Annotated in this window: 24 protein-coding genes; 10 read left to right on the top strand and 14 right to left on the bottom strand. The window is 46.1% G+C overall.

The window, feature by feature from the left end; translation table 11 throughout:
- Positions 1–28: 28 nt before the first annotated feature.
- A complete protein-coding gene (locus tag D2V93_RS05425; protein ID WP_072877852.1) occupies positions 29–481 on the bottom strand; it encodes an Lrp/AsnC family transcriptional regulator in 453 nt (150 codons plus the stop codon).
- A 122-nt stretch (positions 482–603) separates the two neighbouring features.
- On the opposite strand from D2V93_RS05425, the gene D2V93_RS05420 reads away from it, so the two are divergent.
- Positions 604–1005, top strand: a complete 402-nt coding sequence (locus D2V93_RS05420; RefSeq protein ID WP_072877232.1) for a hypothetical protein — start codon at positions 604–606, stop codon at positions 1003–1005.
- Between the two features lie 6 nt (positions 1006–1011).
- Here D2V93_RS05420 and D2V93_RS05415 read toward each other — a convergent pair whose 3' ends face one another.
- Positions 1012–4464: a methylmalonyl-CoA mutase family protein gene (locus D2V93_RS05415; RefSeq protein ID WP_119618716.1), complete on the bottom strand. Its 3453-nt coding sequence runs from the start codon at positions 4462–4464 to the stop codon at positions 1012–1014.
- A gap of 142 nt (positions 4465–4606) precedes the next feature.
- On the opposite strand from D2V93_RS05415, the gene purU reads away from it, so the two are divergent.
- The 6 genes from purU to D2V93_RS05385 all read left to right on the top strand — a co-directional run bounded on the left by purU (position 4607) and on the right by D2V93_RS05385 (position 9515).
- On the top strand, positions 4607–5455 hold the full coding sequence (gene purU / locus D2V93_RS05410) for a formyltetrahydrofolate deformylase (RefSeq protein WP_119618847.1): 849 nt from the start codon (positions 4607–4609) through the stop codon (positions 5453–5455).
- A 157-nt stretch (positions 5456–5612) separates the two neighbouring features.
- Positions 5613–6311 carry a response regulator transcription factor gene (locus D2V93_RS05405; protein WP_072877228.1) on the top strand — a complete coding sequence of 233 codons (699 nt, stop codon included), beginning with the start codon at positions 5613–5615 and terminating at the stop codon, positions 6309–6311.
- Complete coding sequence (locus tag D2V93_RS05400) at positions 6308–7681, top strand: sensor histidine kinase (RefSeq protein WP_119618715.1); 1374 nt, start codon at positions 6308–6310, stop codon at positions 7679–7681. Before D2V93_RS05405 ends, D2V93_RS05400 begins: the two co-directional genes overlap by 4 nt.
- A gap of 97 nt (positions 7682–7778) precedes the next feature.
- On the top strand, positions 7779–8279 hold the full coding sequence (locus D2V93_RS05395) for an adenine nucleotide alpha hydrolase family protein (protein ID WP_119618714.1): 501 nt from the start codon (positions 7779–7781) through the stop codon (positions 8277–8279).
- Positions 8280–8287: 8 nt separating this feature from the next.
- The gene (locus tag D2V93_RS05390; protein ID WP_119618713.1) at positions 8288–8764 is read left to right on the top strand and encodes a hypothetical protein; all 477 of its coding nucleotides are present in this window, start codon (positions 8288–8290) and stop codon (positions 8762–8764) included.
- Entirely contained in the window at positions 8748–9515 is a 768-nt protein-coding gene (locus D2V93_RS05385; protein WP_119618712.1) for a YoaK family protein, read from the top strand. The genes D2V93_RS05390 and D2V93_RS05385 overlap by 17 nt, the downstream gene beginning before the upstream one ends.
- 65 nt (positions 9516–9580) lie before the next feature.
- Here the strand turns inward: D2V93_RS05385 and D2V93_RS05380 are convergent, their stop codons facing one another.
- From D2V93_RS05380 to D2V93_RS05370, 3 genes are all read right to left on the bottom strand, one after another.
- The gene (locus tag D2V93_RS05380) at positions 9581–11644 is read right to left on the bottom strand and encodes a TonB-dependent receptor family protein (RefSeq protein ID WP_119618846.1); all 2064 of its coding nucleotides are present in this window, start codon (positions 11642–11644) and stop codon (positions 9581–9583) included.
- A gap of 102 nt (positions 11645–11746) precedes the next feature.
- Positions 11747–14281, bottom strand: a complete 2535-nt coding sequence (locus D2V93_RS05375; RefSeq protein ID WP_245978100.1) for an ABC transporter permease — start codon at positions 14279–14281, stop codon at positions 11747–11749.
- Positions 14282–14292: 11 nt separating this feature from the next.
- On the bottom strand, positions 14293–14973 hold the full coding sequence (locus tag D2V93_RS05370) for an ABC transporter ATP-binding protein (RefSeq protein WP_119618711.1): 681 nt from the start codon (positions 14971–14973) through the stop codon (positions 14293–14295).
- Positions 14974–15042: 69 nt separating this feature from the next.
- Between D2V93_RS05370 and D2V93_RS05365 the strand changes: the two genes are divergently transcribed.
- The 3 genes from D2V93_RS05365 to D2V93_RS05355 all read left to right on the top strand — a co-directional run bounded on the left by D2V93_RS05365 (position 15043) and on the right by D2V93_RS05355 (position 16964).
- Positions 15043–15711, top strand: coding sequence for an arylesterase (locus D2V93_RS05365; protein WP_245978099.1), 669 nt, complete (start codon positions 15043–15045; stop codon positions 15709–15711).
- A 159-nt stretch (positions 15712–15870) separates the two neighbouring features.
- Positions 15871–16320 (top strand): carboxypeptidase-like regulatory domain-containing protein, encoded by a 450-nt coding sequence (locus tag D2V93_RS05360; RefSeq protein WP_119618709.1) that lies wholly within the window; start codon positions 15871–15873, stop codon positions 16318–16320.
- A gap of 185 nt (positions 16321–16505) precedes the next feature.
- Positions 16506–16964 (top strand): SRPBCC family protein, encoded by a 459-nt coding sequence (locus D2V93_RS05355; protein WP_119618708.1) that lies wholly within the window; start codon positions 16506–16508, stop codon positions 16962–16964.
- A gap of 72 nt (positions 16965–17036) precedes the next feature.
- Here the strand turns inward: D2V93_RS05355 and D2V93_RS05350 are convergent, their stop codons facing one another.
- The 9 genes from D2V93_RS05350 to D2V93_RS05310 all read right to left on the bottom strand — a co-directional run bounded on the left by D2V93_RS05350 (position 17037) and on the right by D2V93_RS05310 (position 23654).
- Positions 17037–17375, bottom strand: a complete 339-nt coding sequence (locus D2V93_RS05350) for a hypothetical protein (protein ID WP_119618707.1) — start codon at positions 17373–17375, stop codon at positions 17037–17039.
- Positions 17372–17941, bottom strand: coding sequence for an RNA polymerase sigma factor (locus tag D2V93_RS05345; protein WP_245978098.1), 570 nt, complete (start codon positions 17939–17941; stop codon positions 17372–17374). Before D2V93_RS05345 ends, D2V93_RS05350 begins: the two co-directional genes overlap by 4 nt.
- A complete protein-coding gene (locus D2V93_RS05340) occupies positions 17931–18263 on the bottom strand; it encodes a hypothetical protein (RefSeq protein ID WP_119618706.1) in 333 nt (110 codons plus the stop codon). Before D2V93_RS05340 ends, D2V93_RS05345 begins: the two co-directional genes overlap by 11 nt.
- 35 nt (positions 18264–18298) lie before the next feature.
- Complete coding sequence (locus D2V93_RS05335) at positions 18299–19411, bottom strand: serine hydrolase domain-containing protein (RefSeq protein ID WP_245978097.1); 1113 nt, start codon at positions 19409–19411, stop codon at positions 18299–18301.
- A gap of 127 nt (positions 19412–19538) precedes the next feature.
- A complete protein-coding gene (locus tag D2V93_RS05330; RefSeq protein WP_119618705.1) occupies positions 19539–20978 on the bottom strand; it encodes an amidohydrolase family protein in 1440 nt (479 codons plus the stop codon).
- Between the two features lie 116 nt (positions 20979–21094).
- Positions 21095–21409, bottom strand: coding sequence for a hypothetical protein (locus D2V93_RS05325; RefSeq protein ID WP_072877195.1), 315 nt, complete (start codon positions 21407–21409; stop codon positions 21095–21097).
- 87 nt (positions 21410–21496) lie between these two features.
- Positions 21497–21997: a DUF4760 domain-containing protein gene (locus D2V93_RS05320; RefSeq protein WP_147377369.1), complete on the bottom strand. Its 501-nt coding sequence runs from the start codon at positions 21995–21997 to the stop codon at positions 21497–21499.
- 108 nt (positions 21998–22105) lie between these two features.
- A complete protein-coding gene (locus D2V93_RS05315) occupies positions 22106–23047 on the bottom strand; it encodes a TerC family protein (RefSeq protein WP_119618703.1) in 942 nt (313 codons plus the stop codon).
- An 88-nt stretch (positions 23048–23135) separates the two neighbouring features.
- On the bottom strand, positions 23136–23654 hold the full coding sequence (locus D2V93_RS05310; RefSeq protein WP_119618702.1) for an RNA polymerase sigma-70 factor: 519 nt from the start codon (positions 23652–23654) through the stop codon (positions 23136–23138).
- Positions 23655–23789: the final 135 nt, after the last annotated feature.

The raw sequence follows: 23789 nt of genomic DNA, 5'->3' as shown, positions 1-23789 counted from the left end.
TGGGAGGGTCCCCTAAAATTAATGGATTTTATTTGACGTTTTTCGCATTTTTTATCGGAGCATCCGAAACCACGTTGGACAGCACAATGTGTGTCCTGCATTCTCCATAGACAATAAGCTCGTCTATGAACCTTTCCAAATGGGACTGATCGCGCAGCACCACTTCCATGATGATGTTCTCATTTCCCGTGATCCGATAGCAATTGATTACCTCCTGAAAGGATTTCACCTTTTCCAGAAAGGGTTTTAACTTGCCCATAAAGGCCCGAAGCATAATGATGGCCGTCAATTGGTGACCGGCCATGACATAGGAAATATTGGTCTTATATCCTTCAATGATTCCCAGGTCCTCCATCTTTTTCACCCGCTCGGCCACGGCCGGGGGCGTGAGGCCCACCTTACGTCCAATATTGGCAAAGGATTCCCTTGCATTTCGCTGCAAATGGCCCAAGATTTGCCAATTAAGATCATCTATCTTCATATAGAAAGAAATATACCCAATAAATTTTACATTCAAAAGTAAAACAATGATTATACTTTACTAACAAAAGTAAGAATATTTATTCCGTATGTAATTTTATAGGTGAAAATTGCTTTTGAAAAATGGAGAGAAACTCCCTTGATTCTTTGTCCGTGTATCGCAGATCTTTGGCCCTTCGTGAGATGAGCGAAGCCGTTGCATCCTATTTTTCCTATAACAGGGAAATCCTGTCTTTGCGAAAAATAGACTGTTTCCGTGATGACATTACCCAATCATTGATGACGGATGCCCTCCTGATCACCAAGGAAGTGGAGCAGGCCGCTTTGAGCAACTCCCACTCGGTCCGTATGAGGAGCCTCACCTTTGTCAATATCATGACCCGCAACATCTTGGCCTACTGCAATGGCCTTGAAAGGGACGGTGTTAAGGAAAAAGAATACCTGAACCTGCTCCGAAGGGAAATCAAGACTTTTAGGATCTCCTTCAAAAAATGGAGAAAGTCACTGATCAACAGGAACGACTGACCCTCACTACATATTTCTTCTATACTGCCCTCCCACTTGGAACAGTGCCTTTGTGATTTGGCCCAACGAACAGTGCTTGGCCACTTCCATCAGTTTTTCAAAAATGTTCCCATTGTTGATGGCCACCTGCTGAAGCTCCCTTAATTGGATTTCTGCTTCATCTTGCTTACGCCCATGGAGGTTTTTCAATGTTGTGATCTGATTTTCTTTTTCAGTCTCGGTGGCACGGATTACCTCGGCCGGTAAAATGGTCGGCGACCCCTTTGAACTCAAAAAGGTGTTCACACCAATGATCGGGTATTCTCCCGAATGCTTCAAGGTTTCGTAATGAAGGCTCTCTTCTTGGATCTTGGAGCGTTGGTACATCGTTTCCATGGCGCCCAATACGCCGCCTCGTTCTGTAATGCGGTCAAACTCCATCAAAACGGCCTCTTCCACCAAATCCGTCAACTCTTCTATAATGAATGATCCCTGGATCGGGTTTTCATTTTTTGCCAGGCCCAATTCTTTGTTGATGATCAACTGGATGGCCATGGCCCTTCGGACAGATTCCTCGGTCGGCGTCGTGATTGCCTCGTCATATGCATTGGTATGCAATGAGTTACAATTATCATAAATGGCATACAAGGCCTGAAGCGTGGTCCGAATGTCATTAAAATCGATCTCCTGTGCATGAAGGCTCCTTCCCGAGGTCTGGATGTGGTATTTGAGCATCTGTGCCCTTGGGTCGGCCCCATATTTCTCCCTCAACGCTTTTGACCAAATTCTTCGGGCCACGCGCCCGATAACGGCATATTCGGGATCCACCCCATTGGAAAAGAAGAACGAAAGGTTGGGCCCAAATTTATTGATGTCCATCCCTCGGCTCAAATAATACTCCACGTAGGTAAAGCCATTGGATAAGGTAAACGCCAATTGGGAGATCGGGTTGGCCCCTGCCTCGGCTATGTGGTAACCCGAGATGGAAACCGAATAAAAATTGCGGACCTGACGTTCAATAAAATACTGTTGCACATCTCCCATCAACCTGAGGGCGAACTCCGTGGAAAAAATACAGGTGTTCTGTGCTTGGTCCTCTTTCAATATATCGGCCTGTACCGTACCCCGAACTTGGTTCAAGGTCTTTGCCTTGATTTCCTCGTAAGTTTCTTTTGGAAGCACTTGGTCGCCCGTCACTCCTAAGAGTAGGAGCCCCAAACCATCGTTCCCTTTGGGAAGTTCCCCATAATATTCGGGCTGCCGCGTGCCCTTTTCCTTGAAAATGGTCTTGATCTTGTCCCGGACCTCCTTCTCCAAGCCATTTTCTTTGATGTATTTCTCACAGTTTTGGTCGATGGCCGCATTCATAAAAAAAGCCAAGAGCATGGGTGCAGGACCGTTGATGGTCATGCTCACCGACGTCATGGGGCTGCTCAGGTCGAATCCGGAGTACAATTTCTTGGCATCATCCAAACAGCAGATGGATACGCCTGCATTCCCTATTTTCCCATAAATATCGGGGCGATGGTCTGGGTCGTTTCCGTACAACGTGACCGAATCGAAGGCTGTGGACAAGCGCTTTGCGGGCATATCCATGCTCACATAATGGAAGCGACGGTTGGTGCGCTCCGGTCCGCCCTCCCCGGCGAACATCCGGGTGGGGTCCTCCCCTTCCCTCTTGAACGGGTACAGACCTGCCGTATATGGAAATTCTCCTGGTACATTTTCTTGAAGGAGCCATTGCAATATATCCCCCCATGCTTTGTATTTGGGCAGGGCCACTTTGGGAATCTGGCTATGCGAAAGGGATTCCGTGTGGGTCTTTATCTTGATTTCCTTGTCCCGGACCTTGAAGGAATAGAATTCAGATCGGTACCGTTCCACCTTTTCCCTCCATTTTAAAATAACCTTCCAATGATGGGGGTTCAGGTGCATCTTCACCCTATCGAACTCCTTCACCAATAGGTCCACCAATGCCCCGGATGCCTCATTTTTGATATGGGACTTTATTTTCTCTTCGTTCAAGCCCGATTTGTCCAAAAACAATTCCTCCGCCTTTTCTTGTTCCATTTCCAAAGTAGCGGCCAAAGTCAGGAAAATACCATAGAGTCTTTGGGCCACCTTGGCCTCTTCTTTGGCCTTGGCATCATAGTTTCTATTGCTTTCAGCAATTTCTGATAAATATCGGGTTCGGGATGGTGGAATCACATAGATTTTCTCTGCCATTTCTTGAGTCACCTCCAAACTTGAACTGAGGGAGGAACCTGCTTTTTCCACCAAAGTGTCCATCACCTTTTTGTAGAGGTTGTTCATTCCGGGGTCATTGAACTGCGAGGCAATGGTCCCAAAAACAGGGAGCTCGTCTTCTTTGGCATGCCACAATCCGTGGTTGCGGGCATATTGCTTCTTCACATCCCGAAGTGCATCCAAAGCTCCCCTTTTATCGAACTTATTGATGGCCACAATATCCGCAAAGTCCAGCATGTCGATCTTCTCCAATTGTGTGGCCGCCCCAAATTCGGGCGTCATCACATAGAGCGAAACATCGCTGTGTTCCAAAATTTCGGTGTCGGATTGGCCTATTCCCGAGGTTTCGAGGATGATCAGGTCATATTTGGCCGCTTTCAGCACCTGCACTGCCTCCGAAACGTGTTTGGACAAGGCCAGATTGGATTGGCGGGTGGCCAAGGAACGCATATAGACCCTTTCGTTGTTGATCGCATTCATGCGGATCCTATCGCCCAAAAGGGCCCCTCCGGTTTTTCGTTTGGATGGGTCCACGGAAATGATCCCAATATGCTTTTCGGGGAAATCCATCAAAAATCGCCGTACCAATTCATCCACCAAACTGGATTTTCCGGCCCCTCCTGTCCCAGTGATTCCCAAAACAGGCACATTGCCCTGTTGCTTTTCCACAAGGGGCTGAAATTTTTCAAATTCCTCATGTCTGTTTTCGGCCAATGAAATCAACCTTGCAATGGCATTGACGTCTTTTTTCTTGAGACGTTCTGAAACATCCTCTCCTTTGGAGAGTGTCGGGGTGGGGCCATCACATCGCTCCACCAAATCGTTGATCATGCCTTGAAGTCCCATTTCCCTACCATCATCGGGGGAATAGATACGCTCAATGCCGTAATCCATCAGTTCCTTGATCTCTTCTGGAAGGATCACTCCGCCACCGCCACCAAAAATCTTGATATGGTCCGCCCCTCTTTCCTGCAACAGGTCATACATATACCTGAAATATTCGTTGTGACCACCTTGGTATGAGGTCATGGCAATGGCATTTGCATCCTCCTGGATGGCGCAGTCCACTACTTCGGCCACGCTCCTGTCATGCCCCAAATGGATTACTTCAACTCCAGTGGCCTGGATAATGCGCCTCATGATATTGATGGCCGCATCGTGTCCATCAAAAAGGGAAGCTGCGGTAACAATCCTGATTTTGTTCTTGGGGCTATAGGGCTTGTTTTGTTCCATCTGCAATAAGAGGTCTGATTTTGCCTTGCAATTTACAGAAAATGCAAATAAAAATTGATTTCGATTGGAATTTTACAAAAAAGATAATGGGTTTGGACATCCTTTTTTGAATACCATAATTTTGACCTATCAAAAGCGACCCATGAAGCTCACTATCTTGATCCATTGTCCCGATCAATCGGGAATCATTCGTTCAGTTACCACTTTCGTCCATCAACAAGAAGGAAACGTTGTCTATCTGGACCAGCATGTGGACAAACAGGCCGGTGTATTTTTTATGCGGTTGCAGAGTGAATTTGAACGGGAAATAGCCCTGGATACCTTCAAGGCAAAGTTTGAGGCAGAACTGGCCGATGCCTTTCAGATGGAATGGGATATCTACACCGATGACTACAAGCCCAAGATGGCCATTTTTGTCTCCAAGTACAACCACTGCCTCTATGATTTGCTGAGCCGGTACAATTCCGGCGAACTGAAGGTGGATATTCCCTTCATCTTGAGCAATCACAAAGACCTGGAGTATGTGGCCGGGCAGTTCCAGATTCCATTTTTCCATATCCCCATGGGTAAGGACAACAAGGAGGAGGCCGAAGAAAGGCAATTGGCGCTGTTGCAGGAGCATGGAGTGGATTTTATTGTCTTGGCGCGTTATATGCAGATCGTATCACCAAAGGTGATCGATGTCTATCCCCAAAAGATCATCAACATCCACCACTCTTTTCTCCCTGCTTTTGTGGGGGCCAAACCTTATCACGCTGCTTTTGAGCGCGGGGTCAAGATCATTGGGGCCACGAGCCATTATGTGACGGCCGATCTGGATGCGGGACCCATCATCGAACAGGATGTGACCGCAGTCTCGCACTCGCATTCCATACAGGATTTCATTGCCAAGGGAAGGGATTTGGAACGCATTGTACTTTCGCGTGCCGTACAGCTCCATGTAGGCAGGAAGACGATGGTCTACAACAACAAGACCGTCATTTTTTCCTGATTTCCTGTGCCCCTGAACAATTCATTCCAAATTCCAGCAAGAGATTTTTATGGCCCAGTAGGGTGGCATCTGTACAAAACCCACATTTGATTTTAATGTGATTTTAACCTCTCCCATTTGGGAACGGCCTATCTTTGTGGGTTTTACAAATTGACCCATGAGTACCATTTTATTGATTGAAGATGAACAAAGTGTAGCCGATATCATCAAGAAAGGCCTGGAAGAAGATGGTTATACTCTGATCCACAAAAAGGACGGTGACAGTGGTATTGGGGTCTTGGAAAAAATGCCGATAAGTCTGGTCATTTTGGATATTCTTTTGCCGGGCATAAACGGGTTGGTTGTCTGTAAAAAAATTAGGGAACTGGGGTATGACGAGCTTCCCATTTTGATGCTGACCGCACTCGGAAGCGTGGAAAATGTGGTTTTGGGACTGGACAATGGTGCGGATGATTACCTCACAAAACCGTTCAAGCTCATAGAGCTCAAGGCCCGCCTACGTACCTTGCTCCGAAGGGCCGATGTAATGGATAGTTCCAGATTCAAGAATGGCAACCACTACTCGTTCGGGGACATCCATTTGGACGATTATACAAAAATGGTGACGCGCAATGGTGAGGTGATCAATTTCACTTCTACAGAATACCGATTGCTCCTGATGTTCATGAAAAATCCCCAGAAAGTACTTTCACGGACCGACCTGTTGGACGAGGTCTGGGGCATCAATTTTGACATCGGGACCAATGTAGTGGACGTCTATGTCAACTATATCCGGAAGAAACTCGAAAGGAACGGCCAAGAACGCGTTATCCAAACCGTAGTGGGAATGGGGTATGCCCTAAAAGAAAACAAATGAAGATACATTACCGGATCATATACCTGTTGATATCAGTATTCTTTATATATACGCTGCTCTTCTGTGGTTTCATCTACTACTCGATTTCCAATTTTTCCTTTGCCGACTTTTACAAACGCTTGGAGATAAGGGCTGCCACCACGGCCAAGATCCAATTGGACAACCCGAACAATGCCACGGTCATCAAAGAAATAAGGCAGGAATATTTGGAAAAACTCCCCAATCAGGCAGAATACATATTCCCCATACAAGGAAAGGAAATTGTGGTGGAAGAGGACCAAAAAATATTGCCCGAACCTTTTATACAGACTCTTTTGACAGAAGGCACCGGAAGTTATAGGGACAGGAACATTTTTTATTCGGGCATACGCTATATGACCCGAAAAGGGGCAGAATATATAGTCGTGGTCTCGGCCGACAACTACTTTTATTCGCACCACATAGTCTATCTCCGCAACCTATTGGTCACTTCCTTGCTCTACGCCCTGTTACTCATCGTACTGGTCTCCATGTTGATCACCAGAACCCTGATAAGGCCAGTGCAGCAGATCATCAAGGAAGTGGACAAGATCAGTTCGGAAAATCTACACCTACGTTTGGCCATCCCAAGGACAAAGGATTCCATCAGGAAATTGGCCCTGACCTTCAACGATATGCTGAACCGTCTGGAAACAACCTTCGAGACCCAAAAAAACTTCGTCAGCAATGCTTCGCACGAGCTCAACACACCTTTGACCAATATTATAGGGGAGGCGGATTATGCCCTTTCCAAGGACAGGGACCATGAACAGTACAAAAAATCCCTGGCCGACATTCTTGCCGAGGCGGAAAAATTGGAGCTCAAGACCAAAGCGCTCTTGCTATTGGCACAGACAGGCTTTGATGGTAAATCCCAAAAATTGGTGAGGCTACGTACCGATCAATTGATCCTGGATGTCAAGGAAACCGTTCAAAAACTGAATTCCAAGTTTAAAATAAGCCTAGACTTCAGTCTGCTCCCCGAGGACCATGAAAAACTCAAAGTGAAGGGCAATTTTTACCTACTCCACTTGGCATTGACCAACATTGTAGTGAACGGGTGTAAATATTCCGACGGAAAAACCGTCTATATTGCCCTCGGTGCCTCGGACACCCATGTGGTCATCATCGTTCGGGACTCCGGTATCGGCATCCCACAAAAGGAAATGCCCTATATATACGACCCGTATTTCAGGGCCTCCAATACGTCCAACTATGCCGGCTATGGCATTGGGCTTCCCCTCAGCAAAAACATCATCAAGATGCACAACGGGGACATCCATGTTTCCTCTGTAGAGAACAAAGGGACCTCTGTAAAGATCAATATCCCCATTTGGAGCGGTCCTCTTTAATCTTATTTTAATATCTCCCGATAATTCTAAGGTTTTTCTAATCTGGTTCTAAAATGGGTCTAATGACGCTGCCGGTACCTTTGGAAAAACTTTTATCATGGAGACAAAAAAGATTCTCATCCCTACCGATTTTTCAGTAAAATCATTGGAACTGGTCCGAAAAGCCATTGTTGAAACAGGTGACCAACCCTTGGAGATAGTGCTCCTACATGGCACCATATTGTCCAATTCAATTACTGACCTACTGTTCTTTTCCAAAACGAGATTGGTTAGGGAGCTACAATCCAAAGAATTTGTGGAAGCCTGTACTGTGCTAAAGAACAAGTACCCGGCAAAAATCCATTCCCTGTATGTGGAGGTCATTACCTCCAACAGTTCTGCCTATATCAAGAACTTTGTGGATGCCACACAGATTTCCGAGATCTTTGTGCCGCCGCATGGCGTCTTGAACTTCAAAGGAGCCAAAGGCTTTGATACCCTGCCCCTGTTTCCCAAATGTGGCGTGCCCTGTTTCTATCTCGACCAAGAAAAGCAGACCGAAGGCGAAATCGTGGGCAAAAAACAATTCGCCAATGTATTCCTTTCAGGATTAAAATAACAACACGCATGAGATTAGGTCCCATATACCTCTTTTTCGCCCTGTTGCTCGCCTTGAGCACCTGGTTCCTTTTGGACCAAGAAAGTCCAGAAACACTGATACTGGGCGAATGGGAGGAAATTGCATGGAAATATGAAAAGCTCGACCATGGCAATGTGATGGATTTTGACATTGATAGGCTCCAGAAGCAGGAAATCATCAAGAACATTATCATCCACGAGGCAGAAACTTGGCGGTTCAATCCAGATGGGACCCTCTCCTTTTTGGAGGAGAACGAAATCAAGGAAAACCTGAAATGGAACATCAAGGGGCGAGGCCACATCTTGGAGCTGCACCACAAGAACAATATCGTCGAGGACTATCAAGTAGTGGAAGTCACAAAGGATGAACTGGTGGTCCAGTTCAGTTCCGATCTACAGGTCCGGGGCATCATAAAAATGACCTTCAAAAGAATTCCAAAAAAACAATATGCTCAGAAAATATAGCAATTACAGAAGTTTTTCGGACAACCTAAAATTAGGTATACTGACCGCCTTTTCGGCCGGTATGGTGAACGTCATCTCGGTCATCGTTTTCTTTTCCTTTACCAGCAATGTAACGGGACACTATGCCATATTGGCCCAAGAAATTGCAAAAGGGAACTGGTACCAAGGGGCGGTCGTACTGATCTGGATATTCCTGTTCTTTGCGGGCAATTTTACCTCCAACTGTCTCATCATACACAACAATACCCCCACAGGACGGTACATGGCCCATGCCATTCCCGTGTTTCTTGAAATGGCCTGTTTGATGTTCGTTGGGATCTACCTGCACTATTTCTATACGGAAAGTCTCAAGGAAACCGAGTTCTTGGTGGCCGCCATGTTGTTCGCCATGGGTCTTCAAAATGGACTGACCGCCAGTATATCCAATTCCAAGGTAAAGACCACCCACCTTACAGGACTGACCACGGATCTTGGGATGGTGTTCTCCATGTTCACCAAAAAAGAATTCAGGAACGACAAGAAACTGATCCAAAAAGCGCAGTTGCTCTTGGGCATCATGTTTTCCTACATGGCCGGAGGAATCATTTCGGGATTGCTCTACTATAAAATTGAAAATGCGACCTTTATCGTCGTAGGGTTGGTATTGGGCACAGTACTGTTATACGATTACTCCAAATTACAGGTGACAAGGTTTGTCCAAAGACGTAGGTCCTACCAAAGAAGATACACCTTATATGGGAAGAAAATTTAGAAAGAGGTGGCACCACCAACATTTTATTGACGGGCAGAACGAGCTTTCAATGATGGGAATCGCTTTCAAAAGAGGTATGTAAGCCCAAGACCTCCATAGTAATTTCTTCCATTGGCCGGGTAGAAATAGCGTGGCTGATTGCCACCAAAACCCACGGCATTGATCAATACCGATCCTGCGTAATGGGTATCAAAAACATTATTGATCCCAGCATTCAACCTAAGTTTGAAATGGTCGGTCACCTGAATGGCATACTTGGCCGACATATTGATCACCGTATAGGCATCACTGCTCTGGGTGTTGGCATCCGTCAAAGGGATATCGTCCACATATTGATGGGAAATGCCCAGCACAGCATCCTTGCCATAGGCAACATCCAGACCTGAACTTATCCGATGCTTGGGCACACCGGTCAACGGATTGCCGCTGTAGTCGTTGTCCCCATCCACAAAATCCACAAAACTATGGTCGTTCAAAGTGTAGGCCATAAATGGTGATAGGGAGAACATGGTCGAAACCGGAATGGAGTATTTGGCTTCCAGTTCCAGCCCCCTGTGTCTTGTTTTTCCTGCATTCCGACCAATATATTGGTCCTCTCCCACCCGTTGGGCCACCAATAGATCCTTGATATGCATCAAATAGACCGTGGCATTCACTTGCAAAGACCTATCCAACAACCAAAATTCCCCTCCCAGTTCATAGCTCAACCCTTTTTCTTGTGAAATATCGGGGTTGACGACCCCTTCGGGCGTCAAAGTCTCCTCCAAACCAGGATTGGAGAATCCCCTGGCCACACTGGCAAACACTTGTCCTTCCCGTAATTGGTAACGGAGCTTCAGGCTTGGGGAAAGTATGGGACTGAAACTGCGCCTTGCCGATTTGTTCTCCTCCCCAGCATTGAACACGTCCCTAAAATCGTAAGTGGTCTTGTTGAGATTCATTCCGACTTGGGCGGAAAAATCCTCTGTCAAATCCAGTTCAAATGCACCAAAAAGGTTGAATTGGCTCCTAAACTCCTTGTTATCGCTCAATCTATCGCCTTGAAGGCTCCCGTTCCCATCGTTTTCTTCATACAAATTTTCAAAAGTGCCCCAACTATACTCGTCCTTGTACAGTTCCCCACCCAATGTAAAGTTCCCTCCAAGGAGATTTCCCTTGAATACGGAGCGCAGCCCAAACCCGTTCGTGATCTCGTCCAGAATGTTGAAAGGACGTGGTTCGTAGTGGTCCAGATAGGTATGGAACACGCTTGTACTGTTCCGCAATGAGCCTTTAAAGCGATACGAATAGGTAATCCCGGCCAATGTGTAGGTATTGGCCTCATATCCCTTTGCCGCCAACCAATTGGCATCGGCCATGGTGGGGTTTTCCTCAAAATTGGTCTGGCTCAGGGAACTGGGAATCCCTGCTGTATAATCGATCATATTGAACAACAGGTCCAGTTTGCCCCTACTCCCCATTTTAACGGAAGAAGTGAGCAGCAGACCATCCCTTTCAAAGGTATTGTTCTGCCGATACCCTTTGGTCTCGAGATGGTTGTACACCAAACTGATGTTGAAATCGTTCTCCGAATGCCGAAAGGCCAAATTGTTCTTGAACATTTCATAGGAACCGAAGGAAGCAGAATTCGCCAAAAAGGTACTGCCCGCTTCGGGGGCTTTGGTATTCAGGATGATGGCCCCACCAAGATTGGTTCCCAAAGCAGTTCCCTTTGGCCCCTTGACCACTTCAATGGCTCCCATGTTCTCCAAATCGTAGGCCTCAATTACTGAAGACCCAGCGCCATTGGTCACGGGAATGTTGTTAAAGTACAGGCGCAACTTATCCGTACCATAAGGTGTTCGGGCACCGACCCCACGGATGGTGATACGGTTGGTATTCAATGCGCCGGACAGTAGATATACCCCTGATATTTGGTTGATGGTGGCCGCAATGTCCAACGGTCCGTTTCGTTCCATCTGCGCCGTCACCAAAGTACTGGATGGGGTAATGCCCGTGGTTCTCTTCTCGATACCGTTCTCGATGAGCACCACTTCGGACAAGGGGGTAATCGAATCCTTTTTTTGGTCCTGGGCGAAAAAAATCCAAGGAACCACAAGAAAAAAGCACAAAAATGGGGATACTTTCATGTTTTGAAAATGTGTTTTGGGCATGACAACTTTATTCAGCAAAGGTACACGACAATACTCCAACAACCTATCACAATACCTGTTCCATCCGTTACAAATGCTTTATCCATTATGGCCCTTGCGCAAAACTTCGAGCGGGGTGCTACGGATCACCCCAAAACTATTGCTCACGCCAAGTACCAGTACCAAAAGCACAATACTGGGGAAAATGATTACAAAAGGAACCCAGGACGGTACAAAAGAGGTATTGAACAAAAGCCAGGACAGTGCAAGGCTGCTCAACAGGGACAAAAGCACCCCCGAAGCCGCTCCCAAAATCCCCAAAAAGGCATATTCGAAGGCAAACATCCGCAAGATCTGCGCACTTTTTGCACCCAAGGTCTTCAACAGGGCACTCTGTCTGATCCGCAAGTGTTTGCTGTTATAAATGGCTCCCAAAAGCACAATGGCCCCCACAAAAATGCTGAAGAACGACATGAAATTGATGACCCATCCCATTTTGTTCAGGATATCCTCAATGAGGGTAAGGATGCGTTTAAGGTCCAATATGGATACATTCGGAAATGTTTGTACCAATTGCTGTTGTAGTGTGGCCGAAACCATTTCATTGGGGACCCTAGTGGTGATTACGCCAAACTGTGGTGCATTTTCCAATATTCCCTTTGGGAATACGATGGAAAAATTGGGTTGTAAGCGCGTCCAATCCACCTCTCGGATGCTCTTCACCTGGGTGTCCATTATCCTTCCCTGCACGTTGAAGGTGACCCCATCACCAATGCCCACTCCGGCCTGTTCCGCAAAATCGGCACTCACGGAAATGGGCACTGCCCCGGTTTCGGGAACGGTCGGGAACCATTCACCTTCCACTAGACTTTCAGAACCGATGATTGAATCCCGATACGTGACCCTAAACTCATGACTCAGTATCCACCCGCTCACTTGGGAAGTGGAATCCTTCCGAATCCCGTCCACATTGATCCCTTTTAGGGATTCGACCCGCATGGTGACAATGGGAATCCTGTCGATCACGGGCAATTTTTGTTCCTGAATGGTGCCCGACACGGCATCCATTTGTTCCCGTTGCACATCCATCAGGATCATGTTCGCACTATTGGCCTTGTCCTCAATGGACGCTTTGGCCAAGAGCATATCTTTCGTAAAATAGAGGGTGCTCATCAAAAATGTGCCTATCCCTATGGTCAATACCAAGGTCAAGGTCTGGTTTTGCGGCCCCAACAGATTGCGGAGGCTCTGACGGGCCATAAATCCCCATCCCACGGGAAAAAACCGTCGAATAAGCTTCATCATCCCATAGGTCATTCCCGTAAGAATTAGAAAAACCAAGGCCAATCCACCCACAAACGATAGAGAATTGAGGAAATCCCCCAGCAGCCACCAAGAAAAACAGAATACAAAAAGGACAATACCCAAACCGACGCCCCATGACGCTTTTCTTGACCTTGCCCCGCTTTCATCCACCACACGAAGGGTCTGCAAGGGCGAAACATAAAGTGTTCGCATCAATGGATAGAGTGCAAAGAGAATGGACATGGTGAGCCCCAAGGAAAGTCCCAAAAGCACACTTTGTGGAGACATGCCCACTTCAATGTCCAAAGGTAACATGCCATCGGCCACAATAGGAAAAAGTTGCTGTATGAAATAGGCCAATACCGTTCCGATGGCCCCACCGATCAACCCCATGGACCCTACTTGGATAAAAAAGATGAAAAAAGTCTGCCGTTTGGTGGCCCCAAGGCACTTCAAAATGGCAATGGACTTCAGCTTCTCCTTGATGTAGATGTTCATGCCACTGGCAATCCCGACACAGCCCAGCAACAGGGCTATGAACCCGACCAAGTTCAAGAATTTCCCAAAGCTGTCGTACCGTCGTCCCATCCGTCGGCCCTCTGAGGTATGGGTATCCAAGTCGGCATCCTCGGCCTCCAAGACGGGTTCCAAGGTTTCTTCGAGTTGGACCATATCCTGGTCCTGGGTGGCCACGAAGTAGTATTTATAATCGATCCTGCTCCCTGTTTGGACCAAGCCCGTGGCATCAATATAGTCCAAAGGAATGATCACAGGCGGCGCTATGGCCCCAAAGACGGAGGTGTTGCCCGGAACCGAGTTCAAAATGCCGCCAATGGGCAGGGTCACCCCTCCTATTTTTACACTGTCCCCTTGTTTGAGGTCCAGTTGCAGCATGGTGGTAGCATCGACAAGTGCCTGCCCCTCCTTGTATTTTTTTGCGGCGGATGCAGGTTCGGTCTCCAATTCGCCATAGAACGGAAAATCGCCCTCCAGTCCCCTGACCTCCACCAGTTTTGTACCAATATTTCCCGGAAAGGCGGCCATGGACAGAAAACTGATCTCCCTCGCCCCGGCACCGCCCAACGAATCGATGATGCCCTGCACCTTTTCATTTACCGGCTTATCGCTCTCGATGACATAATCTGCCCCGACAAGGGATTTGGATTGTTGTGCAATACTGTCCCGAAGGGTCTCGCTAAAAGCATAGATACTCACCACAGCGGTCACACCCAGAGCAATCGAAAAAATGAAGAGTATCAATTTGCCATAACTCGATTTCCCATCGCGCCAGGCCATCCGCATGAGCCATGACAGGCCCGCTTTTTTCATTTCCATTTTGCTCATAGGGCCATCTGCTCCATACTGCCCGACCTTAGCCTTAAACTTCTGTTGGTCTTTTGGGCCAATTCCAAATCGTGGGTCACAATCACCAATGCAGTGCCCAATTCCTGATTGAGCTCGAACAACAACTGTTCTATCTTGGCGCCGGTCTCCCCGTCAAGATTGCCCGTGGGCTCATCGGCAAAAAGAATGGACGGTCTGTTGGAAAAGGCACGGGCCAAGGCCACACGCTGCTGCTCCCCTCCCGATAATTGCGAAGGATAGTGATGGAACCTATCGCCCAATCCTACTTTTTTCAGAAGTTCCTTTCCCCGTTCCAACGACGCCCTGCCGAATCCTTGGAGTTCCAACGGCACCACCACGTTCTCCAATGCGGTGAGCGTGGGCAACAATTGAAAATCCTGGAACACAAAACCTACGTGCCTGTTTCGGAGCAGGGCGCGCCCGTCCTCGTTCATGGAGGTGAGGTTCTGGCCGCACAGCCAAATGTTCCCCGACTGCGACACATCCAGACCCGCGCACAGCCCCAAGAGGGTGGTCTTCCCACTCCCCGAAGGGCCCACGATGGCAAAGGTCTCCCCTTCCGCAATTTCAAAGGAAACTTCCTTCAACACGGTAAGGTCATGGTTCCCGCTCCGGTAGGTCTTATTTAGGTTTTCAACTTTTAATATCTTTGACATAACCTGTTTTTGGTTAAAACCTTCAAAATACGAAAATTGCCCATGTCCGTACAAAGCCATCACTCCGCCATGCCGTTAATCTTTTGTTATTTTTTGTGCCTGTTGCTCATAGGCTGTGGGGGCAAGACGAAGGAAAAGGAACAAGATGCCGAAGCTGTTGGCACCGAAGAGACCACTGCGGAATCCAGCGGAAAGAAAATCCTCTTCTTTGGGGACAGCCTCACCGCTGGGTATGGCCTGGATGTGACAGATGCCTTTCCGTCCATCATCCAAGAAAAGTTGGATTCGCTGGGGATGGACTACCAAGTGGTGAACGCCGGACTGAGCGGCGAGACGACCGCAAGCGGCAGAAACCGAATGGCATGGGTGCTGGATGATGATATTTCGGTGGTGGTCCTTGAGCTGGGGGCCAACGATGGGCTTCGCGGCATTCCTTTGGAAGAGACCCGAAAAAACCTTCAGGCGATGGTGGACATGATACAGGAGCAATTGCCCCAGGCGACCATTGTGCTGGCCGGCATGCAGATCCCGCCCAATATGGGCCCTGAATACACTTCCGGGTTCAGGGACATTTTCCCGGAACTGGCCCAAAAGGAAGACCTTGCCTTGATCCCGTTCCTGCTCGAAGGGGTTGCGGGCATCCCTGAACTGAACCAAGGGGACGGCATCCACCCTACCCAAAAGGGGCAACAACTGGTGGCGGAAAACGTGTGGGAGGTCTTGGCCGAAGTACTCTGAGCCCTTTTTCTTTTTTGTTCGATTTTAAACGGTTGTACACGATTGCACTCGTTTCCATCGCTTTAATCCCTTGTGCTATTGGTATTTGGGATTTTTTTTTGATTTTTACTGGAGATGCTTATATAGGCAAGTTGGCAACAATATGAAAAACCGAAAACTTTGAGAATTAAAACAGTATTTTTCATATCATTATTTTTTTGCTTTTTCTCTGTATTTGGACAACGGACTTTAAGAGGAAAAACTATCGATCAATTTTTAGAAAGTGCCATTGGAATCAAAATATTCGACAAAGACACAATCAAAATCGGACAAACTGACTTGAATGGATATTTCCAAATTAAAGTACCCAAAGAAACGGATAAATTGATTTTTGCCGGAGTCGGCTATGAATGGTCAGTTGTTACAGTTCCATCGGAATGTGAAAATCTGGAGATAATTTTATTTTTGGCTTCTACTTACGATTTTATGTCTCCTAGAAAAGTTGACAGGCTTCGGAAAAAAGAATTTGAAAAATTAACAGAATTGCACTATCAAGCTTATAAAAAAGGAATTTTTGAAACCGAAAAACCTTGTGTCATTCGAAAGTTCGAACCGAATTGGCCAAAATAATTGAATGAAAATACTGTTGCCAACAATGTATAACCGCGATTACGGCGGATTCAACTACGCCCGAATCCACTCGTAATTGCTAACGAAAATTAACTCGTAATTGACAGTTATACGAAACCGTTGTATCTTTTGCAAAAGAACAATTCCCACAACGACCAAAACATAATTTTCAACCCAAACAAACCATGAAAAAACTACAGTTCAAAAAGGATATCAACGCATCTGCCGAGAAGGTTTACAATACCATGCTCGGTTTGGACCACATCGAAACCTACGAGCAATGGACCTCTGAGTTCAATCCCACCTCCACCTACGAGGGAAGCTGGAAAAAGGGGTCAAAAATTTACTTTGTAGGAACGGATGAAAATGGGAAAAAGGGCGGCATGGTCTCAGAAATCGCGGACAATGTTCCATCCCAGTTTGTTTCCATTCACCATTACGGGATTTTGGACGGTGACCAAGAAATCACCGAAGGTCCCCAGGTGAAAAAATGGGCTGGCAGTCTTGAAAATTATTCCTTCCGTGAGCAAAACGGGGTCACAACGGTCTCAGTGGAAATCGATGTGACAGAGGACTACCTTGAATATTTTAATACGACTTGGCCCAAGGCCTTGGACAAACTCAAGGAACTTGCGGAAAAGTAGGGTAGGAACTCTAGGCAGAACAGCAAACCCCATACATTTCCAGGCCGGGCGACTAAACCCATTAAGTGTCCACTATTCCCCATAGCTTCTTTGCGCGGAGCAAAGCTCCAAAACCCTGTTCGCCCCATACAGGACCAAAAACAGCACTCCCACAAACACAGGGGTTTTGGGCAGATTGATTTTTAGATCGATCAATGAAAATGAAGGTGCTCCCACAAAAAACAATACTGCCCCAATACCGAATAAGAGGGCGATTGAAGCCACGAAATAGAATCTCGGTTGGATGGCATCCATCTTTTTGGTGTCTTTTGCGGCTTCACTTTGCAATTCCAGCATAAGCATTTCCGTAAAATCCGCAGTGGTCTTAAGTTCGCTTTTTTGGATAATCTTTTTTATTTGGTCTTCGTTCATAGCAGTTCGTATATTTCGTTGCCCAATAATTTTTTCAGCTCCTGTTCCATATTGTTGCGGCCCCGGTGCAGGGCCACCTTTACCTTGGATTTGCCAAACCCCGTGATCTCCTGGATTTCCGTGATCTTATGTCCATACAGATAGAACAGTCTCAGTACTAGTGCTTCATCGGGCTTTAGGGCATTCAAGGCCCGATAAATATATTCTTTTTGGTCCTGTTCTTTGGATTCGCCGCTCCCAAAATCTGTGATTTCCTGTGTTTCCCTTATTACATTAAGGTCCTCAAATTTTCTTTGCTGTTTCAGCACGTTGTATGAGGTATTGACCACAATACGGTACAGCCATGTCGAAAACTTAGATTTATTTCCAAAGGTGTGCAGCTTTTGATACACTTTTATGAAAGTGGCCTGCACAGCATCCTCCGCGATCATGGAATCCTTCAAAATGGAACAGGCAAGGGTGAGCGAGGCGTCCTTATGGGCGTCCACCAACTCCCGAAAAGCCTGCATATCCCCTTTCAAACTACTGCTTATCAGCGCAATGTCTTTGGAGTTTCTATCGCCCACCTTCTTTTTTTCTCAACCAATGTGCCGTGAGCAGTCCCAGTGCACCAAAAATCAATATGGTCCCCCAGATGAATAGGTCCGTGGTATCTTCGGAAAGATCCATGGTAGTAAAAATGGACGATACCAGCAGTCCAATCCCCAACCCGAGTACAATGCACCCGATATCCACATACTGCATCCTTTTGCCAGAACCGGAAGGCTGCATTCCTTTTTCAATCATGGTCTTTTTCAAAAGGTAGGTGTATCTGGCGATGATGAAGATGACCGCTACCAGCCCGAGTACCAGAAACAATGCCCCAAGGGCGTCTTGTAGGTTTTCCATTCTATTGTTATTTATCTATTATCAGCAAGTTACGTTTAAAACTGTTCTCCCAATATCTTTGAAATCTCCTCCAAAAAAATGGGCATTTTGTTACAATTGGTAAAAACCACCAATCCGTATTCCTTCTCTGGGATGAACATGGCATAGGCCTGAAAATCATGATTGTTCCCTGTGTGCATGTGTATGTTGCCGTTGGGTCTTTTCTTTTGGGCAAAACCAAGGCCCCATCCGGTCTGGCCAATTTCTTTTTTGAGTGGGTTGTCTTCCGAAAAACGGGTCTCTTCCTTCAACATGGCATCAAAAGAGGATGTTGAAAGCCCTTCGCGCTTGAGCATGGCGATGATAAATTTTGCGTATTCAGATGCTTCACTGTGGATGCTGGAAAAGGCATTGAAGGTTTTTCCGCTCCAACGGCCCACAATAGGTTTGTTGGTAGTAGGGTTCAACTCCGTATCATGCCCATACACCTTGTGCTTTTCAAGGTAATCGTCCCATACAAAGGTGGTGTGTTCCATTTGGAGGGGTTCGGTCACTTCTTTTTGAAAGAGATCGTTCATGTCTTTTCCCATACCAACACCATTCAACATTCCTATAATAGCGGCCAAATATTGATAGGCTTCCCCAGAATACATGAAATCGGTTCCTGGGGTAAAGGCCAATTGTACGGGCTTTCCATTGGCATGGTTGGGAAATCCTGTTTGGTGTGCCAATACCATGCGGGCGGTGATCAACTTATATTCTTCTTGGCTTTCGGGTGCTATTCCGGGATGTGGCAGGTATTCGTAAAGCGGCCTGTCCAAGTCCAACACCCCGTTATCCACCATTTTCAGTGCAAAATAGGCGAAAATGGGTTTGGAAAGGGAGGCTCCCTCAAAAATGCTCTGCTCGGTGACCAATTCCTTTGTTTCGGAGTTGACCACTCCAAAAACGTTATGGTATGCCAATTTGTTCTGGTTGATGATAGCGATGGAGATTCCAGGTATGTTCTTTTCTCTTATAATGTTTTCTATCCCACGGTTCAATACTTCCTGGGTAATGGTTTTTCCATCAGGAGTTTCCACGGTTTTGTCTTGGGAAAAGCCCGCCATTGGCACAAGGGTTGCAAAAGATAGCAAAGTGATTCCCAAAACCTTTTTTATTTGTCTCATGTTTTAAAGTTTATCTTATTGAATGTTTTTTTTGAATTCACATCCATTGGACAAACTGGAACGGACAAAAGGTTACAACATGTTCAGAAATAATGTTTGGATCACCTACAGGATTTTTATACGGTTTTCAATCCAACCCAAAGCGCCCTTTTAGGTCGTTCAATATGTACTCTGGAGCATACCCTATACCCATTTTGAATACTGTTTCAACTTTGTTGATCACGGTTGCATCTTCTTCCAGGTTTCCATCAAGGATTATAAAATCTGCCCTTTTACCTTCCTGTATGGTACCAATATCGGGTCTTTCCAATGCAGTGGCCCCATTTCCGGTCATGATCTGAACTGCTTCTTCAGCAGTAAAGCCCGCTTCCCGGAGCAGTTCAAAATTCCTTTGGTCGCCAAAGCCGGGAAGTACGTGTCTGCCCGCATCCACGCCACTGCACAAGAGACCTCCCATTTTCTGGTATTGGTACTCAAATTCCATGATGCGTTTCAACCGCTCGTTTCTTGTGGAATCATCTGATTGGCCATCAAGAATCTGCCTCCGCTCTTCATACTGTTTTTTTAAATGGGGAGACATCACTTCAATGGCCCTTGAATCGGCATAGGCCCTGTTTGGTACACTGGCTTCATAAATAGAGAGTGTCGAGGTCAAGAACACCTTATTGTCGATCATCAGTTGTTGCAACTTCCTGATCTCGGGGCCATCAATGCGCATTTCATCCATATACTCCCTACCACCGTTACAGATACCGGATTCTTTGCCGGTCCTGAAATCGCTCAAGCTGTTCAGTCCGTGCTCAATCCCATCAATTCCCAGCTTGGTGGCCTCTTCAAATGTGGTAGCGCATAGATGCCCCCTAACCTTAGCGTCATTTTTATGCGCTTCGTCAACAATGATCTTTAAATCGTCCGGTCTTGTATTGCGATATACCTTGAACCATTTGACCCCTTTTTTTATCCAATGCTGCAGCGTATCCCTCAAATGCGTCTCATTTCTAGGGATTATCATATTGGGATTGCCCCCCTCACCTGTTATAAAAGGTGCACTTGGAATAATTTCGGGGCCTATTTGTTCCCCATTGGCTATTTGGGCCGATAAATCTATTTCCGCTTGGGAAGAAACAGCCCCGCAGGTCTGTATGGTAGTAACTCCTGAGGCCAAGTATAGCATTGCGGCCACTTCGGCCACCATTGGAAACCCAGGAACATGCAAATGGTTGTGCATACCCACAATGCCAGGAACCAATGTCTTCCCCTTAAGGTCGATCAAGGTACTTTTTTCGGGAATCTCAATTTCTGAAGCTGTTCCTACTGATTTAAACAATCCATTTTCAACAATAATGGTCCCCTCTTTTTGAATCGGGTTGCCTGTACCATCAATAATCGTGGCATTGACAAGCACAATAGTACCTCCTTGGTATTTGATGTAGTCTGGAACCTCATTTTTGGCCAAAAAAATCTTTTCCGGTTCGGAAATGGCCAACTCCTTTTTGTTGGAAGGTTTACAGCCCATCAAGAGCATTGCGAGTACAAGAACCTTCCAAAATTGCCTATTTTTGGACATTGTTTGACGTATTTCGATTGGGGATACCCAAAAGATATGGGACAACCATCTTTTCAATAGGTTACAAAAAAAGCATTTTTAAGTATGTCTGCGGTTTCACGGACCCATAAAAATAATTAAAAAGATGTCGAAAGTGGGGCCGAAGCATGGAAGTATGCCGTAAGAGCATTATCTTCTTGAAGATGGTCTGTCATAAAAGAACCAGATGAATCAAAATTCCTGGCGAGCATGGAGTATAAAGGCTCCGGGGTATCCTTGCCGATGGTCATAGTCCCTTTGTCCGCGCATACCTCAACAATGACCAAGGAAAGATAGTCCATCAAATGCTCGGCCTCTTTGATGAGGGCCATCCTTACCTGCAATTGAACGGCATATTCCAAGTGTATCCGCTGTACGGGGTTCTTGCCAAAAGATTTCCAGTGAATTTCCAAGCTTTCTTTTTATGCAAAAATAGCACCATTGTGGAAATAAATTTACAATTACCTTACATTAAATTAACACTCTAAGGATCAGCTTCATCACTGTTGATCCTTCCCTTTCATGTAAGCATACCTTTTAAAAAGATTAGATCTGTTCTTTCCCTCCATTTTCCGGACCTCGTGGGCCAGGTATTCAAAATAGTAGCCAATGGCATGGCCCTTGCCCCGCTTGTGGTTGATATAGAACAACAGGTCCCGCCAGTAGTTGGGCACCATGGGATAGAAAAGTTCACGGGTCAGTTTTCTTCGGATGATGCGCTGCTTGTACGAAATCCCTATTTCCGTAAAAATATTGATCCACATCATCAGCTTGGCCGAAAGTTCCTTGTCCCTCTCGGCAAGCTCGCATTTTTCCACATCGGTTTTGTCAGAGGACATCCATTGGTCTATTTCGGCCCTGATCTGGGCCATTTCACCAGTGTTCATCCGTTCAATGTAAGAAATGGTCTTCGAGGTCATAAAATGCCGAACGGTGAGGTAGATGGTGATCGCTGCGATCAAAAAACCACCTATCCCTGAAAGAAAGTCCATCAACTCCATACCTATATTGTGTTTGGTCCAACAAAAAAGCATTGGTCAGTAGCTGAAAGTTAGTCAAAAGGAACATACCAACGGAGCTTTTCCACTCATTGGCGCTCCTGTGTTGGTTCACTCTTTGGAGGAATCCCTGCTCAAGGAGACCACGACTCCCAATACCAAGGCCACTGCTATGAACCCAAGGGAGAGCCATTCCGGGAAGGTGTAATGGTGTGCCAAGATGAGCTTAATCCCAACGAAAATTAGGATGGCCACCAAGCTGTACTTGAGGTAGCTGAACCTGTTGATCATGTGGGCCAGGAAAAAATACATGGACCTGAGCCCCAAGATGGCAAATATGTTGGAACTGAACACCAAAAAAGGATCTGAGGTAATGGCCAATATGGCCGGCACACTGTCCAGCGCAAACAGGATGTCCGTGAACTCGATCACCACCAACGCCATGAACAGAGGGGTTGCCGCGGTGATATGTCGCAGCTTCACAAAGAATTTTTGTCCCTGCATGTGGGAAGTTATCGGCATCACCTTTCTGAGGTTCCGATATATGAAGGATTTTTTGGGGTTGAACGCTTCTTCCTTTGAAAAAAGCATTCGAAAGGCGGTAATCAATAAAAAAGCCCCAAAGAGATAGGTGGCAAAACTGAACTTCTTGATGATGGCAATACCAAAAAAGATCATCAGCGCCCTGAACACGATGGCCCCGAGAATTCCCCAGAACAATACCCTGTGCTGATAGCGCTGCGGAATGTTGAACGAAGTGAAAATGATGGCGATGACAAAGATGTTGTCTATGCTCAAGGAGAGTTCTATAAGGTAGCCCGTGATGAACTTCATGCTGGCACCTGTGGGAGTGAGCTGGTCGGCATTCTCAATACTGCCGCTGGAATACAGCCAATAGACCACTCCGGAAAAAATAAAGGACATGGTGATCCAAATGGCCGTCCACATGGAAGCTTCCTTGACGCTTATGATGTGTGCATTTCTATTGAAGACCCCAAGGTCCAAAGCCAAAAAAACCAATATAGCAGCAATAAAAAGCGCCCAGACCAGCATACAATCTATTTTGTGGCAAAACTAATCAATCCCCATATAACAACGAGAGGGTCGTCAGCAAAATAAGAATCCTTTAACAGAGGTAAAATCAAAAAAACGAGCAGGATATCAGAACCACGGATATGAAATCTTGTTTTTTATGGGTCCTCAGAAATGCATAGGCCCTTTTCATCTGGGTCTTCACCGTGTTGATGGAAACACCATTGGATTCGGCAATTTCCGAGTAGCTTTTTCCCTGAACCACAAAAGAGATGAAAATCTCCTTTCTCTTGTCGGGCATTTGGTTCAAAAGGTCATAGAGCTTACGGTTCTTCTTTGGCTTATCCAATAGGGATGGGGGGTCTTCCTTTCCAAAATCCAAATCGTGTTCCAACCTGCTTGTTTTTTTCTCTTTTTCAAGATACAGGAGACTTAGGTTTCTTACTGATCGTCTAGCATAGGCTTCAAAGGATGTTGTAATGGTCAATGTCTCTTTTTTATTCCAAATAGAAACAAAAAAGTCCTGGACAATATCCTTTGCAGCATCCCTATCCTTCACAATGGAGAATGAGACCAGACATAATAAAGCATAGTTATCTTTAAATAACACCTCTACCTTATTGGTCATATGCTTTTGGGTTTGGGGGTTATTAGGAGACTTAAAGTTAAGGAAATATAAATTTAATGTTTGACAAATAGTGGCTTGAATATCAAAAATTAACGTTTTTAAAAAAAAAGTTTCTTTTGTCACCCTGTTCAATAA

This window comes from Flagellimonas taeanensis, from assembly GCF_003584105.1.
GTDB lineage: Bacteria > Bacteroidota > Bacteroidia > Flavobacteriales > Flavobacteriaceae > Flagellimonas > Flagellimonas taeanensis.
The sequence above is the reverse complement of the archived record's forward strand: the minus strand, read 5'-3'. Positions and strand labels throughout refer to the sequence as shown.

Coding starts and splice junctions, on each gene's coding strand:
- D2V93_RS05390 (WP_119618713.1), top strand. CDS start 8,288: ATGAGATTAGGTCCCATATACCTCTTTTTCGCCCTGTTGCTCGCCTTG.
- D2V93_RS05320 (WP_147377369.1), bottom strand. CDS start 21,997: ATGGAGTTGATGGACTTTCTTTCAGGGATAGGTGGTTTTTTGATCGCA.
- D2V93_RS05370 (WP_119618711.1), bottom strand. CDS start 14,973: ATGTCAAAGATATTAAAAGTTGAAAACCTAAATAAGACCTACCGGAGC.
- D2V93_RS05375 (WP_245978100.1), bottom strand. CDS start 14,281: ATGAAAAAAGCGGGCCTGTCATGGCTCATGCGGATGGCCTGGCGCGAT.
- D2V93_RS05385 (WP_119618712.1), top strand. CDS start 8,748: ATGCTCAGAAAATATAGCAATTACAGAAGTTTTTCGGACAACCTAAAA.
- D2V93_RS05405 (WP_072877228.1), top strand. CDS start 5,613: ATGAGTACCATTTTATTGATTGAAGATGAACAAAGTGTAGCCGATATC.
- D2V93_RS05310 (WP_119618702.1), bottom strand. CDS start 23,654: ATGACCAATAAGGTAGAGGTGTTATTTAAAGATAACTATGCTTTATTA.
- D2V93_RS05425 (WP_072877852.1), bottom strand. CDS start 481: ATGAAGATAGATGATCTTAATTGGCAAATCTTGGGCCATTTGCAGCGA.
- D2V93_RS05365 (WP_245978099.1), top strand. CDS start 15,043: ATGCCGTTAATCTTTTGTTATTTTTTGTGCCTGTTGCTCATAGGCTGT.
- D2V93_RS05335 (WP_245978097.1), bottom strand. CDS start 19,411: ATGAGACAAATAAAAAAGGTTTTGGGAATCACTTTGCTATCTTTTGCA.
- D2V93_RS05355 (WP_119618708.1), top strand. CDS start 16,506: ATGAAAAAACTACAGTTCAAAAAGGATATCAACGCATCTGCCGAGAAG.
- D2V93_RS05315 (WP_119618703.1), bottom strand. CDS start 23,047: ATGCTGGTCTGGGCGCTTTTTATTGCTGCTATATTGGTTTTTTTGGCT.
- D2V93_RS05340 (WP_119618706.1), bottom strand. CDS start 18,263: ATGGAAAACCTACAAGACGCCCTTGGGGCATTGTTTCTGGTACTCGGG.
- D2V93_RS05395 (WP_119618714.1), top strand. CDS start 7,779: ATGGAGACAAAAAAGATTCTCATCCCTACCGATTTTTCAGTAAAATCA.
- D2V93_RS05350 (WP_119618707.1), bottom strand. CDS start 17,375: ATGAACGAAGACCAAATAAAAAAGATTATCCAAAAAAGCGAACTTAAG.
- D2V93_RS05420 (WP_072877232.1), top strand. CDS start 604: ATGGAGAGAAACTCCCTTGATTCTTTGTCCGTGTATCGCAGATCTTTG.
- D2V93_RS05330 (WP_119618705.1), bottom strand. CDS start 20,978: ATGTCCAAAAATAGGCAATTTTGGAAGGTTCTTGTACTCGCAATGCTC.
- D2V93_RS05415 (WP_119618716.1), bottom strand. CDS start 4,464: ATGGAACAAAACAAGCCCTATAGCCCCAAGAACAAAATCAGGATTGTT.
- purU (WP_119618847.1), top strand. CDS start 4,607: ATGAAGCTCACTATCTTGATCCATTGTCCCGATCAATCGGGAATCATT.
- D2V93_RS05400 (WP_119618715.1), top strand. CDS start 6,308: ATGAAGATACATTACCGGATCATATACCTGTTGATATCAGTATTCTTT.
- D2V93_RS05380 (WP_119618846.1), bottom strand. CDS start 11,644: ATGAAAGTATCCCCATTTTTGTGCTTTTTTCTTGTGGTTCCTTGGATT.